16 protein-coding genes and 1 pseudogene are annotated in these 20965 nt (G+C 66.7%); 11 read left to right on the top strand and 6 right to left on the bottom strand.

The window, feature by feature from the left end:
* Positions 1 to 137: 137 nt before the first annotated feature.
* The gene (locus IHE57_RS11110; protein WP_209325688.1) at positions 138 to 1622 is read left to right on the top strand and encodes a catalase; all 1485 of its coding nucleotides are present in this window, start codon (positions 138 to 140) and stop codon (positions 1620 to 1622) included.
* A 121-nt stretch (positions 1623 to 1743) separates the two neighbouring features.
* Complete coding sequence (locus tag IHE57_RS11105) at positions 1744 to 3222, top strand: peptide MFS transporter (RefSeq protein WP_343071898.1); 1479 nt, start codon at positions 1744 to 1746, stop codon at positions 3220 to 3222.
* A 12-nt stretch (positions 3223 to 3234) separates the two neighbouring features.
* Here the strand turns inward: IHE57_RS11105 and IHE57_RS11100 are convergent, their stop codons facing one another.
* Positions 3235 to 5178: an aconitate hydratase gene (locus tag IHE57_RS11100; RefSeq protein ID WP_209325687.1), complete on the bottom strand. Its 1944-nt coding sequence runs from the start codon at positions 5176 to 5178 to the stop codon at positions 3235 to 3237.
* Positions 5179 to 5332: 154 nt separating this feature from the next.
* On the opposite strand from IHE57_RS11100, the gene IHE57_RS11095 reads away from it, so the two are divergent.
* A complete protein-coding gene (locus IHE57_RS11095; RefSeq protein ID WP_209325686.1) occupies positions 5333 to 6178 on the top strand; it encodes a DNA-formamidopyrimidine glycosylase family protein in 846 nt (281 codons plus the stop codon).
* A 64-nt stretch (positions 6179 to 6242) separates the two neighbouring features.
* On the opposite strand, the gene IHE57_RS11090 is transcribed toward IHE57_RS11095, so the two are convergent.
* A complete protein-coding gene (locus IHE57_RS11090) occupies positions 6243 to 6950 on the bottom strand; it encodes a TetR/AcrR family transcriptional regulator (RefSeq protein ID WP_209325685.1) in 708 nt (235 codons plus the stop codon).
* Between the two features lie 48 nt (positions 6951 to 6998).
* Here IHE57_RS11090 and IHE57_RS11085 point away from each other — a divergent pair, with 48 nt between their 5' ends.
* The 4 genes and pseudogenes from IHE57_RS11085 (at position 6999) to IHE57_RS11070 (ending at position 9849) form a co-directional block, all read left to right on the top strand.
* Entirely contained in the window at positions 6999 to 8363 is a 1365-nt protein-coding gene (locus tag IHE57_RS11085; RefSeq protein ID WP_209373021.1) for a flavin-containing monooxygenase, read from the top strand.
* Positions 8360 to 9220: an SDR family oxidoreductase gene (locus IHE57_RS11080; RefSeq protein WP_209325683.1), complete on the top strand. Its 861-nt coding sequence runs from the start codon at positions 8360 to 8362 to the stop codon at positions 9218 to 9220. The genes IHE57_RS11085 and IHE57_RS11080 overlap by 4 nt, the downstream gene beginning before the upstream one ends.
* A gap of 118 nt (positions 9221 to 9338) precedes the next feature.
* A pseudogene (locus tag IHE57_RS11075) lies at positions 9339 to 9539 on the top strand (aldo/keto reductase); the annotation flags it as partial.
* Complete coding sequence (locus IHE57_RS11070) at positions 9505 to 9849, top strand: aldo-keto reductase family protein (protein ID WP_209325682.1); 345 nt, start codon at positions 9505 to 9507, stop codon at positions 9847 to 9849. The pseudogene IHE57_RS11075 and the gene IHE57_RS11070, both read left to right, overlap by 35 nt.
* Before the next feature lie 17 nt (positions 9850 to 9866).
* On the opposite strand, the gene IHE57_RS11065 is transcribed toward IHE57_RS11070, so the two are convergent.
* Positions 9867 to 11060, bottom strand: a complete 1194-nt coding sequence (locus tag IHE57_RS11065) for a threonine/serine exporter family protein (RefSeq protein ID WP_209325681.1) — start codon at positions 11058 to 11060, stop codon at positions 9867 to 9869.
* 316 nt (positions 11061 to 11376) lie between these two features.
* Between IHE57_RS11065 and IHE57_RS11060 the strand changes: the two genes are divergently transcribed.
* On the top strand, positions 11377 to 12807 hold the full coding sequence (locus tag IHE57_RS11060) for an aldehyde dehydrogenase family protein (RefSeq protein WP_209373019.1): 1431 nt from the start codon (positions 11377 to 11379) through the stop codon (positions 12805 to 12807).
* A gap of 42 nt (positions 12808 to 12849) precedes the next feature.
* Here the strand turns inward: IHE57_RS11060 and IHE57_RS11055 are convergent, their stop codons facing one another.
* Positions 12850 to 13740 (bottom strand): LysR family transcriptional regulator, encoded by an 891-nt coding sequence (locus IHE57_RS11055; protein ID WP_209325679.1) that lies wholly within the window; start codon positions 13738 to 13740, stop codon positions 12850 to 12852.
* Between the two features lie 124 nt (positions 13741 to 13864).
* On the opposite strand from IHE57_RS11055, the gene IHE57_RS11050 reads away from it, so the two are divergent.
* Complete coding sequence (locus tag IHE57_RS11050) at positions 13865 to 15055, top strand: acyl-CoA dehydrogenase family protein (protein ID WP_209325678.1); 1191 nt, start codon at positions 13865 to 13867, stop codon at positions 15053 to 15055.
* Positions 15056 to 15155: 100 nt separating this feature from the next.
* On the opposite strand, the gene IHE57_RS11045 is transcribed toward IHE57_RS11050, so the two are convergent.
* Entirely contained in the window at positions 15156 to 16055 is a 900-nt protein-coding gene (locus tag IHE57_RS11045) for an oxidoreductase (protein WP_209373017.1), read from the bottom strand.
* A 48-nt stretch (positions 16056 to 16103) separates the two neighbouring features.
* Between IHE57_RS11045 and IHE57_RS11040 the strand changes: the two genes are divergently transcribed.
* Both IHE57_RS11040 and IHE57_RS11035 read left to right on the top strand, forming a co-directional pair.
* Positions 16104 to 17795 (top strand): ABC transporter transmembrane domain-containing protein, encoded by a 1692-nt coding sequence (locus IHE57_RS11040; protein ID WP_343071897.1) that lies wholly within the window; start codon positions 16104 to 16106, stop codon positions 17793 to 17795.
* Positions 17792 to 19570, top strand: coding sequence for an ABC transporter ATP-binding protein (locus IHE57_RS11035; RefSeq protein ID WP_209325676.1), 1779 nt, complete (start codon positions 17792 to 17794; stop codon positions 19568 to 19570). Before IHE57_RS11040 ends, IHE57_RS11035 begins: the two co-directional genes overlap by 4 nt.
* Before the next feature lie 24 nt (positions 19571 to 19594).
* On the opposite strand, the gene mgtE is transcribed toward IHE57_RS11035, so the two are convergent.
* Positions 19595 to 20962 carry a magnesium transporter gene (gene mgtE, locus IHE57_RS11030; RefSeq protein WP_209325675.1) on the bottom strand — a complete coding sequence of 456 codons (1368 nt, stop codon included), beginning with the start codon at positions 20960 to 20962 and terminating at the stop codon, positions 19595 to 19597.
* Positions 20963 to 20965: the final 3 nt, after the last annotated feature.

The following is a 20965-nucleotide window of genomic DNA, read 5'->3' as shown; positions in this document are numbered from 1 at the left end:
CTCGCTAGTTTGAAATCAATTCCGACAGCGTTCTGCCGAAGTCGGGAAAGCGAATCGGGCAAGTGGTGCCGCAGTCCTGCGTGGAAGCGCACGCCTGCGGCGGCACAGCACCCGATGCCAAGTGGTTAGGAGATGTGATGACGCAACATACAGATCATGAGTACCCCGGACACGACAGCACCAAGCCCTCGACGACCGAATCCGGTGCGCCCAGGGAATCCGATGCCCATTCGCTGAGCGTGGGGGCCGACGGCCCGCTCATGCTCCACGATGTGGCTCTGGTCGAGAAGCTCGCCCGGTTCGACCGTGAGCGTGTGCCCGAGCGCAGCCCCCACGCCAAGGGATCGGGTGCCTTCGGTGAGCTCGAGGTCACCGAGGATGTCTCCGCCTACACGAAGGCCGACTTCCTGCAGCCGGGCAAGAAGACCCCGATGCTCGCTCGCTTCTCCACCGTCGCAGGTGAGCTCGGTTCGCCCGACTCCTGGCGCGATGTGCGCGGATTCGCGCTGAAGTTCTACACCGAAGAGGGCAACTTCGACATGGTGGGCAACAACACGCCCATCTTCTTCGTCCGTGACCCGATGAAGTTCCCCGACTTCATCCACTCGCAGAAGCGCACCCCTGATTCGGGTCTGCGCAGTAACAACATGCAGTGGGACTTCTGGTCGCTCTCGCCCGAGTCCGCCCACCAGGTCTCCTACCTCATGGGACCGCGCGGTCTGCCCAAGACCTGGCGGAACATGAACGGCTACTCCTCGCATACCTACATGTGGATCAACGCCGAGGGCGAGAAGTTCTGGATCCAGTACCACTTCCACACCGATCAGGGCGTGGAGAACATGACGAACGAGGAAGCCGGTCAGCTCGCCGGCGAAGACGGCGACATCCACCGTCGCGACCTCTTCGAGGCCATCGAGCGCGGGGACTACCCGTCCTGGACCTTCTATGTCCAGATCATGCCCTACGAAGAGGCCAAGACCTACCGGTTCAACCCCTTCGATCTGACGAAGACCTGGTCGAAGAAGGACTACCCGCTCATCAAGGTCGGGAAGTTCACGCTCAACGAGAACCCCTCGAACCACTTCGCCCAGATCGAGCAGGCGGCCTTCAGCCCGTCGAACATGGTGCCCGGCACCGGGATCTCGCCGGACAAGATGCTGCTCGGACGCGTGTTCTCCTACCCGGATGCCCAGCGCAACCGGATCGGCACGAACTTCAACCAGCTGCCGGTCAACGCCCCTGTCACGAAGACGAATTCGTACGACAAGGAAGGCCAGATGCAGTACAACCACTCTGGCAATGCCCCGGTCTACGCCCCGAACTCGTACGGACGTTCCTACGAGGACACCCAGGGCACGATCGACAACAGCTGGGAGTCCGACGGAGAGCTCGTCCGCAGCGCCTACAGCCTGCACGCCGAGGACGACGACTTCGGTCAGGCTCACACGCTGGTCCGCGAGGTCTACACCGAGGAGGAGCGCCAGGGTCTCATCGAGACCGTCGCCGGCGGTCTCTCCGACGGGGTCGAGGAGCCGGTGCTGTCCAATGCGATCAAGTACTGGAAGAACATCGACGCCGAGGTGGGCCAGGCCATCGAGGACAAGGTGCGGTCCCGGGCCTGAGCCTGAACTGAGCTCTCGCACCACCTGACGGCGGCCCTGATACCTCGCGAGGTATCAGGGCCGCCGTTGCGTGCTCACCACCGAAGATGCATGATCGCCGCGACAGTCCTAAGATGACCGGGTGCCACGATCAGAACTGAAGAGCGAACAGACAGCAGCCACGAAGCCACGCAGCTTCTTCGGCCATCCATGGGGACTGGCGAATCTCGCCGGCGTCGAGATGTGGGAGCGGTTCAGCTTCTACGGGATGCAGGGCCTCCTGGCCTACTACATCTACTACTCCGCCACCGACGGCGGTCTGGGCATGTCCGAAGCGGTGGCGACGTCCATCGTCGGCGCCTACGGCGGGCTGGTCTATCTCTCCTCGGTCCTCGGCGGCTGGGTCGCCGACCGCATCCTCGGCTCGGAGAAGACGGTGATCACCTCGGCCGCGGTGGTCATGCTCGGGCACCTGGCTCTCTCGCTGCTGCCGGGCGGTCTCGGCCTCGGCATCGGCCTGGTCTGCATCGCTCTGGGTTCCGGGTCGCTCAAGGTCACCACCTCGGCGACGCTCGGCGACCTCTACGACCTCAAGGACAACCGGCGGGATGCCGCTTTCTCCATCTACTACATGGGCGTCAACATCGGCGGTCTCATCGGCCCTCTGCTGACCTCGGCGGTCTGGGGATGGAAGGGATTCCACTGGGGCTTCGGCCTGGCTGCCGTGCTCATGGCCATCGGGCTCGTCCAGTACATGCTGATGCGCCGCCACACCGTCACGGAGGAGAGCAGCAAACCGACGCATCCGCTCACGAGCCGTGAAGCGACCCGCTGGGCGCTCATCGGTGCCCTCGCCGTCCTCGTCATCGCTGCGGCGGCGATGCTGGGGATTCTCACCGCCGAGAACCTCTCGGACGTCGTCGTCATCGTCACAGTCATTGCGGCGGTGGTCCTGTTCATCGTGATCGGGACGTCCAAGCAGATCACCGCCACCGAACGCAGCCGGGTCATCTCCTTCATCCCGCTGTTCATCGGCTCCGCCGTGTTCTGGTCGCTGTTCCAGCAGCAGTTCACCGTGCTCGCGATCTACGCGGACCATCGTCTGGATCGGACGATCTTCGGACTCGAGCTCCCGCCGAGCGTCGTCCAGTCCATCAACCCGGCCTTCATCATCATCTTCGCCGCCGTGTTCGCTGCGATGTGGACCAAACTCGGCGATCGGCAGCCGGTGACTCCGGTCAAGTTCGCGATCGGCACGATCGTCATGGGCATCGCATTCTTCGTCTTCGTTCCCCTCGCCGGGGGCGGCGCGAACTCCGTGCCGTTCATCGTGATGGTCCTCGTCTACTTCCTCTTCACGATGGCGGAGCTCTGCCTCTCGCCCGTGGGCCAATCGCTGGCGACCAAGCTGGCTCCGCAGGCGTTCCACTCGCAGATGGTGGCCCTGTTCTTCCTCTCGGTCGCATTAGGCACCGCGGCCTCCGGTTCCTTGGCCGGCTTCTACTCCACCGACAACGAGGTCCCCTACTTCCTCACGATCGGTGCTGTCTCCATCGTCGTCGGTGTCCTGCTCTTCGCCTTCCGCAAGCCCATCGTCAGACTCATGGCCGGGGTGCGCTGAGCGACTGAGCCCTCAGGCTGGGTTCTTCTCGTGCTCGGCGCGCTGGGCGATGCGTCCGCCGGCGAGGACCATCTCGACCTGACGGGGTGAGAGACCGTGACGGAACTCGAAGGTCCGACCGTCCACCTCGGCGGTGACGGGCTTGCCCTCGGCCAGCGCATCCCGCAGACCGCGGAAGACGAGCACATCCCCCTGAGACAGTTCCTCATAGCCTGCCTCATCGGTGAATTCGAGGGCGAGGACACCGAAGTTCGCAAGATTCTGCCAGTGGATCCTGGCCAGGGACTTCGCCACGACCACACGCAGCCCGAGGTAGCGGGGGGCGATGACGGCATGCTCACGCGAGGAGCCCTGGCCATAGTTCTCCCCGCCGACGATGGCATGACCGCCCTCGTGCTCTGCCGCACGTGTGGCGTAGGTGTCGTCGACCTGGATGTAGACGAACTCGGAGATCTTCGGAATGTTCGACCGATACGGCAGAACACGCGAACCAGCGGGCATGATCTCGTCAGTGGAGACGTTGTCGCCGACCTTGAGCAGGATCTCCAAGTCGATGTCGTCGGGCAGCGGTTCGAAATCCGGCAGCGTCGAGATGTTCTCACCCTTGACCAAGGTGACCTCGCGAGCCTCCTCGGGCGGAAGCGGAGGCAGCAGCATTTTGCGATTGACCGAGAACTTCTTCGGCAGGCTCACCTCGGGATAGTCCATATCGAGATCACGCGGATCGGTGATCTTGCCGGTCAGTGCCGCCGCAGCTGCGGTCTCCGGCGAGCACAGCCACACGGAGTCCTCATCGGTGCCGGACCGGCCGGGGAAGTTCCTCGGCATGGTGCGCAGACTGTTGCGCCCGATGGCCGGAGCCTGGCCCATGCCGATGCAGCCCAAGCAGCCGGACTGATGGATCCGAGCACCCGATCCGACCAGCGAAGCCAGCCAACCGCCGGCGATCAGGTCGGCGAGGACCTCGCGGGAGGTGGGGTTGATGTCGAGTGAGATCTGCGGATGGATCTGACGGTCGGCCAGGATTTCGGCGACCACGGCGAAGTCGCGCAGCCCGGGGTTCGCCGAGGAACCGACGACGACCTGGAACACATCGTCACCGGCGACCTCGCGGACCGGGGTGACATTGCCTGGAGACGACGGGGCTGCGATGAGCGGTTCGAGCTCGGAGAGATCGATCGCATCGGTGAGATCGTACTCGGCCCCCTCGTCCGCGACCAGCCGTGTGAAGTCGTCACCGCGGTCAACGGCCTCTAGGTAGTCGCGGACGGCGTCATCGGCGGGGAAGACCGTGGCGGTGGCACCGAGTTCGGCGCCCATGTTCGCAATCACATGCCGGTCCATGGCCGTGAGGCTCTTCAGCCCCTCTCCGTGATACTCGATGATCTTGCCGACCCCGCCCTTGACCCCGTGGCGCCGCAGCATCTCGAGGATGACGTCCTTGGCCGAGACCCAGTCGGGCAATTCGCCGGTGAGCTCGACGCCCATCACCTGTGGGGCGCTGATGTAGAGGGGCTCGCCCGCCATGGCCATGGCGATCTCGAGACCGCCGACGCCGATGGCGAGCATCCCGAGCGCACCGGCCGCGCAGGTGTGGGAATCGGAGCCGATGAGCGTGGCACCCGGTTTGCCGAACCGCGACTGGTGGACCGGATGGGAGACGCCGTTGCCGGCCTGTGAGAACCACAGCCCGAACCGCTGCGCGGCCGACTGGAGGAACTCGTGGTCTTCGGGGTTCTTCTCATCGGTCTGCAGCAGGTTGTGATCGACATACTGCACGGACAGATCGGTGCGGATCCGGTCGAGACCGAGCGCCTCGACTTCGAGCATGACCAGAGTCCCCGTCGCATCCTGGGTCAGGGTCTGGTCGATTCGGAGACCTAGCTCGTTCCCGGGAGCGAACTCCCCGGACTCGAGATGCGATCTGATGAGCTTCTGGGCAACATTCTCTGGCATCGTCAGCCTCCTTCTGCAGGACTCTGTCCGTCGACAGCCGCGCTGGATCGACTCGTGACTGTCCACGCTAGACCTCGACCGCGGGGTTCTCAAGACCCTGTCGCTGCGGCGAACTCCCCTGTCAAGAGCGGTGATAGGAGCGCATACTGGTGCCATGCCCGAATTGCCCGAGATCGATGCGCTCGCCGGTTTCCTGCGACCGCGCCTGGTCGGTGACTTCGTCGAGCGCTGTCTCATCGGTGAGCTGAGCATCCTCAAGACCACGGACCCGCCGCTCGAGTCACTCGCCGGCCTCGAGATCACAGGTCTCACCCGTGTCGGCAAGATGCTCATCGTCGACTTCGAGGGGCTGCACCTCGTCTGTCGCTTCGCTCGCATGGGCTGGCTGACTTGGCACGATGAAGTGCCGAAAGGGCCGGTGAAGATGGGCAGAGGCCCGCTGGGCCTGCGCGTTCGCCTGGCTTCGGGCGCCGGCTTCGACCTCACCGAGGCGGGGACGAAGAAGAACGCATCCGTCGCGCTCGTGACCGACTGTGGACAGGTGCCGGCAGTGGCCGGCAGCGGGGTCGACGCGCTGATGATGGGCGCTGAGGAGTTCGCCGCGGTTCTGGCCGTCTCGCGTTCACGGATCAAGACCGTGCTCGAGGACCAGTCCGTCATCGCCGGGATCGGCAACGCCTACTCCGACGAGATCCTCCACACGGCGCAGATCTCTCCGTTCGCCCCGGCGGCGGGGGTCGACGCCGATGCTCTGCTCGACACAGTTCGGGACGTTCTCACCACGGCCCGTCGGTCGCTCGTCGGGCTGCCGCCGGCAAGGATCAAAGCCGCAAAGAAGCGTGGTCTGCGGGTGCATGGAAGGGCCGGAGAGGACTGCCCGGTATGCGGGACCACGATCGCCGAGGTGTCCTTCGCCGACAGATCGCTGCAGTACTGTCCTGGCTGTCAGACCGGTGGGAAGAAGCTCTCCGACCGGCGTATGGACCGGCTCCTCAAATGACGGTCGCAGGTGACCGGGACGAAGCGGAGGCTCGGCTCACGCACGGAGGGTGGAGAGAAGGCCCTCAGGCGGGGAGAGCGTCGAACTGACAGTCGGGGATCCCATGCGCGCGCAGAACCACCTCGGCGATGGAGCCGAGGAAATCTGAGGTCGCGGAACGGGACTCGGTCGAAGTGCCGACTCTCTGCACGAGCGCCTCGGTGATTCCGCCGACGATGATCAGGCTCGTCAGGTCCTCACCGGACTCTGACGACGCGGCGATGCGGTGGATCGTCCGGTCCTCCAGGTCATAGGAGCGTGCGAGTTCGACGAAGGCGCCGTGCACGGAGTCGGCGAGCAGCCGCATCGTGGAGCGGCGGCGTTCCTCCATGGACTCACTGATCCCGACGGCCTCGACCTCGAGCACTCGGGCTTTGCGTTCGTCTTTGAGCATTGGAGTCAGGGCAGCGCTGACGAGTTGCCGTGTGGCCTCGATCAGGGCGGAGCCCTCAGTGACCCGCGTCTGAGTGAGAGCGGTGGCGATTTCCGCGTTCAGTGCGACGTAGAGCTGTTCGAGCAGGTCTTCCTGGGTGGAGAAGAGCTCGTAGAAGGAGCGGCTGGAGACCCCGGACTCCTGGCACAGCGCCTGCACGCCGGTCCGACGGAAGCCGCTGGTGCCGTAGAGCTCGAGGGCCGCATCGAGCAGACGCTCCCGCCGCGCCGAATCGCGTTCTGCGCGCAGGGTACCGTGCCACCGGCGCGAGGACGTCTTGAGAGGCGGAACGGAATCCATGGCTCCAGTATAGTGAAAATTGGGATTTTCGATGTAATACTGTGTGGCATGGCTTACATGATCCGACAGAGTCGTCGCGCACCGGCAGTCACCGCTCCCATCGACCCGGACCCCTCGCTGCCGAAGGTCTGCATCATCGGTGCCGGCTCCTCAGGCATCGCCGCGGCGAAGACCCTCTACACCTCGGGCATCCCCTTCGACTGCTTCGAAAAGGGCAGTGAGATCGGAGGCAACTGGCTCTTCGACAATCCCAACGGCACGAGCGCCTGCTACGAGACCCTGCAGATCAACACCTCGTGCCCACGCATGGCGTTCTCGGACTATCCGATGCCCGAGGACTACCCGCCCTATGCCAGCCATGAACAGGTGTTCGCCTACTTCCGCGATTACGTCGAGCACTTCGGCTTCGCTCACACGATCACCTTCGACACCGAGGTCACAGACGTCCGCCGGAACAGCCGCGGCGGTTGGGAAGTCGACATCACCGCCCGGGCAGGTGCGGAGACCCGGCACTATGACGCCGTGATGGTCGCCAACGGTCATCATTGGGACGCCAAATGGCCCGACCCCGAGTACCCGGGACGATTTGACGGAGAACAGATCCACGCCCACGACTATCGCAGCGGCGATCAGCTCGTCGGGCGCGATGTGGTCGTGGTCGGAGCCGGCAACTCCGCTATGGACATCGCAGTCGAAGGCTCCCATCGGGCACGCAGCGTCAACCTCTCGATCCGACGCGGCCAGTGGGTGATGAAGAAGACCGTCTTCGGCCGGGCTGCCGACCAAGTCGTGCTGCCCGGTTGGGCACCCTGGTGGATGACCTCCGCACGGCTGCGCCTCGGTGCGATGCTGTCCGGCGGGCTGAGGAAGTACGGACTGCCGAAACCGCCGCACAAGCCCGGTCAGTCCCATCCCGTCCAGTCGGACGCCATCCGCGAACGGCTCAAGGCGAATGCGATCATCGTGCGACCCGGCATCGAACGGCTCGAGAGTGATCGAATCGTGTTCACCGACGGCGCTGTGGCACCGGCTGACCTCATCGTGTGGGCCACCGGCTACAAGGTGTCCTTCCCTTTCCTCTCCTCCGAGGTCGTCGACGTCGAGAACAACGACCTGCCGCTGTGGAAGCGAATGGCCCACCCCGACCGTCCGGGTCTGTTCTTCATCGGTCTGCTGCAGCCGGTGGGAGCGGTCATGCCTCTGTCGGAGATGCAGGCGAAGCTGGTCGCGAAGATCCTCCTCGGCGATTGCGAGCTGCCGACCAGACAGGACATGTTCAAGCAGATGGCCAAGGACGACCGGCGGAACAAGAAGCAGTTCTACGATTCGCCTCGGCACACTATGGAAGTCGACTTCGACCACTACTTGTGGGAGATGCAGCGGGAAATGGACAGGGGAGCGGTCGGGGAATGAGCAGGTCACAATCCACACGCGGCGCGGTCGTGGCCGTCACCGGCGGGGCACACGGAATCGGGCGGGCGATAGCCTGCCGGTTCGCCGCCGCCGGCGCGCACGTTGCCATCGGCGACACGGACCTCGCCGCAGCCCAGGAGGTCGCCGACCAGCCAGGGCTGCATGCGTACGGACTCGACGTCACCGACACCGGATCCTTCACCGACTTCCTCGACGCTGTCCGTCGAGATCTGGGCCCGGTCGATGTCCTCGTCAGCAACGCGGGACTGATGTGGGTCGGATCCTTCGACGAAGAGCCGGAATCGGCGGCTCGCGCGCAGCTGAGTGTCAATCTCCTCGGCGTCATCAACGGCATCAAGGCGGCTGCTCCGGCCATGCGCAGGGCCGGCCACGGGCACCTCATCACGGTCGCCTCGGCCGCGTCGCTTCTGCCGACCCCTGGCGAGGCGACCTACGCGGCGACCAAACACGGGGTGCTCGGCTATCTCAAGGCCGTGCGCATGGAGCTGCGCGGCAGCGGAGTCGAGGTCACCGCCGTCATGCCGGCCGTCGTCGACACGACTCTGGCCGCCGGCACCGGCACAGGTTCCGCTCCGCTGCTGCAGCCGACTGATGTCGCTCGCGCTGTCGTCGCCGCCGCGGATCGCCCGCGCTTCGAGGTCACCGTGCCCGCCTACATCGGGCCGCTGACGCGGATGGTCAACCTCCTGCCGCAGGCGATGCGGGATCGTCTCTTCGGCACTATGGTGCCCGACCAAGTGACCGAGGTGCGCGCGGAGGCCCGCGCCGGGTACGAAGGCTCATTCACGACCTCGCGGCCGGCGCGACCGGCGGCCGGGTCCGCCGCGGCGGAATAATCGCGGCCGTGCCGGCGCTGTCCCTGGTGAGGGCCCTGCGCAGGCCGGGCCCACTGGCTCGCATGCCGTCCTCGACGCCTTCGTCGCCGTCGGCGGCAACTTCCTCGACGCCGCCGAACCCTATCCGGCGTGGGTGCCCGGGAACGCCGGTCGCGAGTCCGGGACCATCATCGGCACCTGGTTGGCCGACCGAGGCAGTCGCGATGACATCGTCCTCGCCACGAAGGTCGGCGACCACCCCGACCACCGCACACAGGACCCCGAGCACATCCGCACCGCCATCGATGCCTCGGTGGATCGTCTGCAGACCGATCAATGAGATCGTCCGGTCCGGCAAGGCCAAGCACATCCAACCGCAGTACAGTCTCGTCCGCCGGCAGGAATTCGAGACCGAGATGCGGCCGGTTGCCAAGCGGCACGAGCTAGCCGTGTTCTCCTACTTCGGCCTCGCGCCGGGTTCCTCACCGGCCTGGCTGCTGGCCAGGGGCGTGACCGCACCGATCGCCTCGGCACGTGAGCCGCAGCTGCTCGAGGCGATCATGGCCGCTCCGACGCTCGAACTCAGCGACGGTGAGATCGAACGCCTCGACCGGGTCTCGGCCCCCTTCGCCGACGAGGAATCCGCCTGAGGGAAGCCGGCCCGCGCTCAGGCGACGACTTCGTCCCGGGGTTCGACGGCATGGGCTACAGCCGCGCCGATGACCGTGCCGATGGCGATCGTGAAGAACGTCGCCCCCGCGGCGAGGAGGCTGGCCAGCACACTGCTGCCGTCGCCGAATTCGATCTGTGAGGCGTTGAGCAGTCCGAACGAGCCGGGCGCCACGACGAGGAAGGCGGGCACGAAGCTGATCCGCCAGATCGGGCCGCGCGGCAGACGTGACAGGACGACGGCGACCAGAGAGGCCGTCAGGGCACCGGCGAGACCGCCGATGGCCGCACCGAACTCGGCACCGACTCCCAGTTGCGCCAGAGCCGCGGCACCGATCGTGAGAACAATCGGCAGGGTGTGTTCGAGCGGTGTGTGCAGGTAGATGATGAGACCCAGAGTCGCCGCAGCGACTCCGAGGGAGGACAGCCACCAAGTGGAATCGGTCAGCTGGGAGTTCACCAGCGCCTCGGCGCCGGTGCCGGTGACGACGGCCGCACCGGCGACCCCGGCGATGAACATCGCCAGCTGCACCGTGGACGAGACGAGCCTCGAACTGCCTGCGGACAGAGCGCCGGCCGATATCTCCGTCAGCCCGGTGACCACGGCGCTGCCGGGCAGCAGCAGCGCCAGGGTGGCGACGATCGTGCGCAGGGGACTCTCCAGCCAGTCCAGTCGGCAGCCGATGAGCATGAGGACGCCGACGAAGAACGCCGAGGCGACCGGCAGCAGCGGACCGAGGCTGGAGTGTCGGCTGTTGATCGCCAGAGCTCCGGCCACGACGAGCGAACCGAGTGCGGCGAAGACCAGGTTGACGGGACCGGGTTCGAGCAGCAGGCACAGTCCGATTCCGATGGGCACTGCGCCGAGGCAGGTCAGCCAGCCCGGCCAGCGCGGCGCGGTGGCGAAGACTTCCGCCTCGATCGTCTGCCGGGCCTCATCGACGCTGAGACGGCGCGCGTGGATAGAGTCGACGATGTCGAGCAGCTTCGCGGTCTGGTCGAAGCGCAGATCGGGACCGATGCGTTCGAACCGTGTGGCCCCTCCGGCCCCGACGGTGAGAAACAGGCCCTTGGGCAGGGCCGCGACGTTGATGGCGTCGAGACCGACAGCAGGGGCGAGTCCGGTCAGGGCGTCTTCGACGTCGACGGAGGAGATGCCGCCTGCGAGAAGTCCTGTGCCGATGGTGATCAACAGTTCCTGTGCAGGAACCGTCGATGCCTCTGCCTCGTGCACTCCACACCCTCTCGATTGCGGGCTCGCCGATAGAATCGAAGATACCAGCCCGCGATCCCGGAGCTGGAGGCATCGGCTCCAGCTGGGAAGGGTGGTGCGCGAATCGTCAAGAACTTCGCCTGTGAAGCCAAGACACGGCCTCAGCGTCTCAGCCAGACTGGCAGCATCCTCACTCGAACTCTATGCAGGAATCGGATCCGGTGGAAGTCTGGGATGAGAAAGCCAGTCCACCCAACCGGCAACACGAACATCAGTCCCCGACCGAAGGAGCATCATGACCACCGACGCATCCACCACTGACCTCACGACCACAGCTGGGCTTCTGTCTGCGATCGAAGACCCCCATGGGCGTGAGATCCACGATCCCGCCACGGGTGAGGTCGTCGGCCGTACCCGCGAAGGCAGTCCCGCCGAGATCGAGGCTGCCGTGGCAGCGGCCCGGAAGGCGCAGCCCGCCTGGGCGGCGACGTCCGCGCAGGAGCGCAGCGAACTTCTCAACCAGGCCGCCGATGCGATCGAGGCCTCTGCCGAGGCGCTGGCCGAACTGCTCTCCCGTGAGCAGGGCAAGCCGCTCAACGGGCCGAATGCGCGTTTCGAAGTCGGGGCCTGTGCTGCCTGGCTGCGTGCGAATGCGGCCTTCGAGCTCGAGCCCGAGGTCCTCGTCGAGGATGGGGAGACCCATGCGGAACTCCACTACAGGCCGGTGGGCGTCATCGGTGCCGTCGGTCCCTGGAACTGGCCGATGATGATCTCCGTGTGGCAGTTCGCGCCCGCGCTGAAGATGGGCAACACCGTCGTGCTCAAGCCCTCGGAGTACACGCCGCTGTCCGTGCAGGCGCTCGTGGCCGTGGTCAACCAGGCGCTGCCCGCCGATGTGCTGTCCGTCGTGCCCGGCGACGGTGCCGTCGGTGCCGCCCTGACCGGTCACGCGGATATCGACAAGATCATGTTCACCGGCTCGACGAAGACCGGACAGGCGATCATGCGCTCCGCTGCAGACAGCCTCGCGAGACTCACGCTCGAACTCGGCGGCAATGATGCGGGCATCGTGCTCGAGGACGCCGACCCTGCCGCGATCGCCGGCGACCTGTTCTGGGGCGCCTTCATCAACACCGGCCAGACCTGCGCGGCGATGAAGCGGCTCTATGTGCCCGAATCGCTGTACGACCAGGTCTGCCAAGCCCTCGTCGAGGTGGCCGGAGCGTCCCCGATGGGCGTGGGCCTGGAGGAGGAGAACGTGCTGGGGCCGCTGCAGAACAAGCAGCAGTACGACATCGTCGCCGGCCTCGTCCAGGCCGCGAAGGATGGGGGAGCGCGAGTGCTCACCGGCGGCGATCCGGTCGCCGAGCAGCCCGGCTACTTCTACCCGACGACACTCGTCGCTGACATCGACAATGACAACCCGCTCGTCTCCGAGGAGCAGTTCGGCCCCGTGCTGCCGATCATCAAGTACACGGACCTCGACCAGGCCATCGAATGGGCCAATGGACTCGAAGTCGGCCTCGGCTCCTCGGTGTGGGGCACCGACCTCGATGCCTGCCGCAAGGTCGCCGCTCGCCTGCAGGCCGGTTCGACGTGGATCAACAAACACGGTGCCGTGGATCCGCGGATTCCCTTCGGCGGTGTGAAGAAGTCCGGCTTCGGCCTCGAATTCGGCCTCGAGGGTCTCAAGCACGTCAGCGTGCCGCACGTGATCAGCTGGTAGGGGGCGCCAGAACCGAGTGCCTGGGTCTGACTCTCCAGCGGCTCACTGAGCCTGCGGCAGGGCTTCGCGGACGATGTCGACCACGCGGGCCAGAGCCTCGGAGGGGTTGTTCCGCCGCCATCCGAGCGCGAGTGTGAAGGCGTCCCCACCCTCGGCGAGGGGAACATAGCTGACACCGTCGATGCGGATGTGATCCGAGGAGGCGACGACGACGGCCATGCCGACCTGCGCTCCCACCAGTGCCAGGAGGCTGTAGGGGTCCGGCGCTTCCTGGACGACGTGGGGGAGGAAGCCGGCGTCATCGGCCAGACGCATCATCACCTCTCTCACCTGGGAGCCGTGGGACGGGGCGTAGGAGATGAACGGCCGACCGGCGAGTTCGGCGATGCTGACCATTTCGCGGCCGGCCAGCTCATGGCCGGAGGGCATTGCGATCATGACGCTCTCCTGGCGAATGGTGTGGACCTCGACACCGGCCGGCGCCGGGGGACTGATGATGGCGAGGTCCATCTCCCCATCGCGCAGAGCGATCGCTGCCTCCCCGCAGTACATCTGCGGACGCAGGTCCAGGCTGATCCCCGGGTGCCGTTCGCCGACCTCTCGCGCCAGTCGCGAGAGGATGGAATAGCCGCTCGTGCCGCCGAAGCCGATGCGCACCCGGCCGGCCAGCCCCTGCTGAGCGGAGCGGGCGATGCGCCTGGCGCCGTCGACCTGAGTTCCGATCGCCGCCGCGGGTTCGAGCAGCGCCTCGCCGGCAGGCGTCAGTCTGACGCGCCGGGTCGTCCGTTCGAACAGATCGACATCGAGGTCGCGCTCGAGAGCTCGGATCATCTGGCTGAGGGCAGGCTGAGCGATACGGAGCCTCTCGGCCGCCCGCCCGAAATGCAGCTCCTCGGCGACGGCGAGGAAGGCCGTGACCTGTCTGAACTCCATGCTTCACCTCGAGGCTCGTCATTGATAAGAAAATTGAATCAATCAGTGTGATATTACCTCTTGGACTCCGTGTAATTCTGGTGGCAGGGTTGAAGACGAATCCGACCGCATCTGAGGAGCCGATATGACCGACGCCGACACCACCACGCCCACCGCCGACCCATCCGACCTCCTCGACTTCGCCGGTCTCCTCTCGGCCGAGGAACTCGAGATCCGCGAGCGTGCCCGCACATTCGTGGACGCGAGGATCCGCCCGAACATCGCCGATTGGTATGAGAACGCGATCTTCCCGACCGAGATCGTCAAGGAGATGGGGGAACTCGGCCTGCTCGGCATGCACCTGAACGGTTACGGCTGCCCCGGGCGCTCGGCCGTCGAATACGGCATCGCCGCGCTCGAACTCGAAGCCGGCGACTCCGGGCTGCGCACCTTCGTGTCCGTGCAGGGCTCGCTGGCGATGTCGGCCATCCACAAATTCGGCTCCGAGGAGCAGAAGAACCGATACCTGCCCGGTATGGCGGCAGGCGAGATCATCGGCTGCTTCGGACTGACCGAACCGACCGCCGGCTCCGATCCCGGATCCATGGCCACCTCAGCCACTCGCAGCACAGACGGCGGCTGGGTCCTCAACGGCGCCAAACGGTGGATCGGCTTGGCCTCGATCGCCGATATCGCAGTCATCTGGGCCGCCACCGACGAAGGGATCCGCGGCTTCCTCGTCCCCACCGACACCCCTGGCTTCACCGCCACCCCCATCGAGCAGAAGCTGTCGATGCGCGCCTCCATCCAGTGCGATATCGCTCTGGAGGACGTGGAACTGCCCGCCGAGGCGGTGCTGCCCGATGTCACAGGACTCAAAGGGCCGTTCTCCTGTCTCAACGAGGCCCGCTACGGAATCATGTGGGGCGCCATGGGTGCGGCCCGAGACTCGTTCGAAGCCGCTCTCGACTATGCGCAGAACCGTCTCCAGTTCGACAAGCCGCTGACCGCGTACCAGATCACCCAGCAGAAGCTGGTCGACATGGCCCTCGAGATCCAGAAGGGCACCCTGCTGGCCATTCAGACCGGCCGTCTCAAGGACGCGGGCACACTCGACCCGGTGCAGATCTCGGTGGGCAAACTCAACAACTGTCGCGAGGCCATCGCGATCTGCCGCGAGGCCCGGACGATGCTCGGCGGCAACGGCATCACTCTTGAGCACTCACCGCTGCGGCATGCGAACAACCTCGAATCCGTCCGCACCTATGAGGGCACCGATGAGGTCCACACCCTCATCCTCGGCCGGCACATCACCGGACAGCAGGCATTCCGCTGACCGCGGTCAGGGCGCAAGTCGACGAACACCCCGGCGGGAGCGGCCAGCGTCGGAGGCGTGTGCGGGAGGATGTCGACCATGATTGCGAGTGCCCCGAGCCTCACACTGAGGATCCGAGGAAGCCGATGCCCGTCAGCGACTCCGACGCCTCCCACAGGCGACGAGCCACGTCCTCGTCGAGCGAGACCGGTGCTCGACTGGCGAAGACGGGTTCGCCGCGGGTCTCGAAGGCTCGTCCGGGACCGAGATAGGAATTGCCGGGGACATCGGCCACGGCTGCGTTGAGCATCGGCGCGGCACCAGCAGTATCGCTCTGGCTGAGCAGACGAGTGAGCGCCTTGCCCAGATTATCGCGCAGCCGCCGCCGGTCGCCGGGGCCGAACAGGTTGGTCGCGGCCAGACCCGGATGGGCTGCGGTCGCGATCACGTCGGAACTCCGCTTCGTCAGCCGTCGTTCGAGTTCGGTGGTGAACAGCAGGTTCGCGAGCTTCGACTGTGCATAGGCGGCCATCGCTCGATACCGCCGGCGCCGCCAGTTGAGATCGGTGAAATCGATGGTCCCCTGCTTGTGGGCGAGCGAGGAGACGGTGACCACCCGAGACCCGATCTGCGGCAGCAGGAGAGCCGTCAGTGCGAAGTGTCCGAGGTGGTTGGTGCCGAACTGAGACTCGAAGCCGTCGACGGTCCAGCTCAGGGGAGGGGTCATGATGCCCGCATTGTTGATGAGGACGTCGATCGGGCCCCCGAGGCCCGCGGCGAACGACCGCACGGAGCCGAGATCGGCGAGGTCGAGCTCTCTGACCTCGACCGAACCCGTCATGGTCGCCGCTGCCTCCGCTCCCTTCTTCAAGTTGCGCACCGCGAGGACGACATGCGCTCCGTGGGCGGCGAGAGCACCGGCGGTGACCCGGCCGAGACCGGAGTTTGCCCCGGTGATGACGAACGTCTGACCGTCGAGGGACGGGAAACCGCGGTCGAGCGCGGTGGTGATGGGCAGCATGGTGGCAGTGTAGTCTCCGTCACCACCCGAGATGTTAGGGTAGCCTTCGTGCCGCGCATTCCCTCTTCCGGTTCGACCCTCCTGACCAGAGCCGCCCGTCGGCGCTTGTCGCTGTTGCTGCCCGGAGCCGTCATGCTCTCGCTGTGGCAGGTCTGCGAAGCGCTCGTTCCCGTGGCGATCGGAATCGTCGTCGACCGCGCGATCCTCCCGCTGTCTCTGCCGATGCTCATCGTGTCGATCCTCGGCATCGGAGTCCTGTTCACCGTCCTCAGCCTCGGATATCGCTTCGGTTCGCGCTTGTGCAACGCCGCCCGCGAACACGAAGCGCACGCCCTCCGCGTCGAAATCACCCATGCGGCGCTGACCTCGGCGGACCTGCCGGCCGACCGGACGTCCGGAGAAGTCCTTTCGATCGCGTCCGCCGACGCCGACACAGCAGCGATGTCCTTCCAGCAGGCCGGACGCGGCATCGCCTCGGTGCTCGGCATGATCACCGCCGCAGTCTTCCTGCTCGTCGCCGACCCGGTGACCGGCCTCGTCGTCCTCGTCGCCGTGCCCATCGGGCTGATCATCGTCGCGCTGCCCGGCCGCTCGGTGTCCGCGAAGGCCACCGCGCAGCTCGACGCCGTCGCCCGCGCCGGCCGCTCGGCTTCCGACCTCATGCACGGACTGCGCGTGATCAAGGCGATGGGAGGCGAGGACTGGGCAGTCCACCGCTACCGGCAGACCTCGGACGATGCGGCCGCGGCCGGGATCGCCACCGGCGAACGCACCGGACGGCTGGCCGGTCTGGGAGCCCTCGTGATGTCCGCGGTCCTCGCGATCGTCCTCATCGTCGCCGGCCTGCGCCTCATCGATGGACAGATGAGCGTCGGCGCGCTCATCGGCATCCTCGGCATGACCGCCTTCCTCACCGAACCCATGCGCGCCCTGGCCGAGATCGTCGGCCTCTTCGCCCAATCCCACGGCGCCGCCGAGCGGATCGCGCGGCTGCTCGCCGACATCGCCGCCGAGGCGGAACCCGAGACCCCGGAGGCGGCGGCCCCGCTGCCGACGGTGACCCTCTCCGAATCCGCCGTCATCGTCGCTGGCTGGCCGGATGGAGACGATGAAATCATCACGACATTCGGGGAGCTGACCTGCATCGTCACCGATACCGCCGAGCACGGAGCCGAACTGCTGGCGGCACTGTCGACCCACGCGCGCGGACTCGGACCCGAGACGATGATCGTCGCACCCCACGACACCGACCTGTTCGAAGGCACCATCCGCTCGAACATCACCATGGTCGTGGGAGCCGACGACCAGGTCCACACCGATGATCGGGTCACCGCCGAGGTGCTCGCAGCTTCGGGCACCGATGAACTCCTCGGCCTCGTCGACGGCGGTCTCGACCATCGGATCCAGGAACTCGGCGGAAACCTCTCCGGCGGCCAGCGTCAGCGCGTCGCCCTCGCCCGAGCCCTGAGCGCCGACCCCGCGGTCCTCGTCCTCGTCGAGCCGACCACGGCTGTCGACGCCGTCACCGAGGCCCGCATCGCACAGGGAGTCAGCAGGCTGCGCCGGGACGCGGGGCGCAGGGCCACCGTCATCCTCACAAGCTCCCCGGCCTTCCTCGCCGCGGCCGACATTGTCGTCCACGTGCCCGCGACGGGCCCGATCCTCCGCGGCCGCCACTCCGAACTCCTCGCCGGCGATGACGCAGCCGCCGCAGCTTACCGGCGGGCGGTGACCCGATGATGCACCGCACCCTGTCGATCGCCTCACGCCGTCGATCCTTCGCCCGCCTCGCCCCGCTGCTGCGCCGCCGGGCAGGTTGGATCGTCCTCCTCGCCATCGCCGGTCTGGCCAACGCCGGCGCCGGTCTCGTCGGACCGTGGGCGATCGGCCACCTCGTCGATCGGCTGCCCGCCGGTGCCGGACCCGAGGTGGTCTGGACCTGTGCCGTCGCCGTGATGGTCGCCGGCATCGTAATGGCGCTGGGCACCTGGATCGGGGCGTGGGCGCTGGCCCATATCGCCATGCCCGTCGTCGCCGAGCTGCGCACAGAGGTCGTCGATTCCGCGCTGGCGTTGGAATCCCAGCGCATCGAGGCCACCGGTACCGGCGATCTCGTATCCCGGGTCGCCGACGACTCCCGCAAGATCAGCGAGGCCGCCGCGCAGGTGCTGCCGCTCGTCGTCGAATCACTCCTCGTCGTCCTCGTCTCCGCAGCGGGACTGGCCGCGGTCGACTGGCGATTGGGCATCGTCGGCCTCGTCGCCCTGCCGATGTACTGGCTGACCCTGCGGTGGTATCTGCCGAGGTCGGAGCCCATCTACAAGGAGGAGCGCGCGGCGTTCGGCCGACGTGCCGGCCGGCTTCTGGGCGGCCTCACGGGCGCCGCGACCCTGCGCGCCTATCGTGCAGAGGGCGGAGAGATGCGCCGCATCGACGCCGCCTCCGGCCAGGCCCGAGACCTGTCGATCAACGTGTTCCGCTTCCTCACCCGCGCCTTCGGCCGCAACAACCGCGCCGAGGCCGTCGTACTCTCGCTGCTCCTCATCGCAGGCTTCGCGCTCGTGTGGTTCGGTGAGTCCACTGCCGGAGCGGTGACCACCGCGGCTCTGGTCTTCCACCGGCTGTTCAACCCCATCGGCGCACTCGTCGGACTCTTCGACCAGGTCCAGTCGGCTGGTGCGTCACTGACCCGCATGGTCGGCGTCATCGATGAGGCGCACGCGGCGCCGAGGCGGACGACCACACTGGGCGCGGTTTCCCCGTCCCTGGTTCTGAAGGACCTGTGGTTCAGCTACGACGACGACCCGGACTCTGACAATCACGTGCTCAGAGGCGTCAGCCTGCGCATCGAGCCCGGTGAGCACATCGCCGTCGTCGGCACGACAGGAGCCGGGAAGACGACGTTGGCCCGGATCGCGGCGGGTCTGTCGGCACCGACACACGGACACGCTGTGCTCATGGGAGCAGGTGCCGCCTCGGACCGGGCAGCGGAGCTGACCGCGCTGGGGGAGCCCGAACTGCGGGTACACATCGCGATGATCGCTCAGGAGGTCCACACCTTCTCCGGAACCCTGCGCGAGAACGTCTCACTGCCGCATCCGGCCGCCGCCGACGAGGCGGTCATGGCCGCCCTGGACGCGGTCGGAGCCAGGTGGGCGCGATCCCTGCCGAAGGGCCTCGACACCGAGATCGGCGAAGGCGGGGCCCGCCTGTCTGCGGTCCAGGAGCAGACGATCGCCTTGGCCAGGCTCGTCCTCGCAGATCCGGACTTCGCGATCCTCGACGAGGCGACCGCCGAGGCGGGTTCGGCCGGTGCCCATGTCCTCGAGGGCTCGGCACAGGCAGCCCTCGAGGGCCGGGGCGCGCTCATCGTCGCCCACCGGCTCAGCCAGGCCGAGAAGGCCGATCGAATCCTCGTCATGGAGCACGGGCAGGTCATCGAGGAAGGCAGCCACGACGAACTCGTCGCAGGCGGTGGCCGCTATGCCGCGCTGTGGCAGGCGTGGTCGACCTGAACCACCGTCGCGGAGAGGCCGGACTCAGCGCAGACCGAGCACCGTGGTGGCGATGGTGAAGTAGATGATGAGACCCGTGGCATCGCAGAACGTGGAGATGAACGGGTTGGAGAACACCGCCGGATCCGCTCCGACCCGCTTCGCGATGATGGGCATCAGCCCGCCGACGGTGGCGGCCATCATGCACACGGACAGCAGCGTCAGCCCGATGACCAGACCGATCTGCCAGCCGTAGACGAAGCCGGCGATGGCCAAGCCCAAGACGCCGAGCACGGAGCCGAGGACCGCGCCGACACGCAGCTCTCGCCAGATCACCCGTCCGAGATCCCGGATGCGCACCTCGCCGACGGCCAGGGCCCGGGTCACCGTCGTCGCGGCCTGGTTGCCGGTGTTGCCGCCGGTGCCGGTGAGCAGCGGGATGAACAGTGCGAGGACGACGACCTGGTCGAGCCGGTCCTCATAGACTTCGAGGACCTGGACGGTGAGGATCGCGGATATGGCGAGGACGAGCAGCCACACGATGCGGCTGCGGACCAGACGCAGGATCGTCGAGGACAGATAGGACCGGTCGAGCGGCTCCGTACCGCTGCCGCGGGCGATGTCCTCGGCGTCCTCCTCGTCGATGATGTCGAGGACATCGTCCATGGTGAGGATCCCGACGAGGCGGTCTTCCTGGTCGGTCACCGGCATGGCGATGAGTCTGTGAGAGAGGAACTCACGTGCAGCCTCCTCGCGGTCGGTCAGCGCATGCGTGCTGATCGAGTCGCGGACCATGTCGGCGACGACGGTGTCCGGGCCGACGGCGATGAGGTTGCGCAGGGACACCACTCCCCGCAGCACCCGGCCGGGGCCGACCACGGGCAGGAGATAGACGGTCTCGGGTCCGTCGATGCGGGCGCGCACGACCTCCATCGCCTCGGCCGCGGTCCAATCCTCGTGGAGACCGAGCACCTCGGGGGACATGTACCGGCCGATGGCGGACTTCGGATAGCCGAGGACCGCGGAGGTCATCGCCCGTTCCTCGGTGCTCAGCCCCTTCATCAGACGACTGACCACACTCGCCGGCAGTTCGCCGAAGAGTTCGGCACGGTCATCGGGGTCGAGGCCCTCGACGATGTCGGCGACCTCGGGCTCGCGGAGGTTGCCGATGAGTTCGGCCTGGTAGGCCGGGGGCAGATCTTCGAAGACGTCGAGAGCCTCGGCCTTCGTCAGCACCCGGAAGAGCATCGCCGACTGCAGTGGAGTCGAGGTGTGCACGAGGCGACCGATCTCCGCGCGCGGCACGTGTCGGGCCAGGGTCGCGATCTCGTCGAGGGTGCGGGAGTCGATTCTGCCGGTCAGTGCGGATTCGAGTCGGTCGGCCGCCTCGGTGCCCTCTGTCGTCTCGGCCACGAA

Source organism: Brevibacterium renqingii (genome assembly GCF_017808105.1).
GTDB lineage: Bacteria > Actinomycetota > Actinomycetes > Actinomycetales > Brevibacteriaceae > Brevibacterium > Brevibacterium renqingii.
This window is presented reverse-complemented; position numbering and strand designations above follow the sequence as displayed.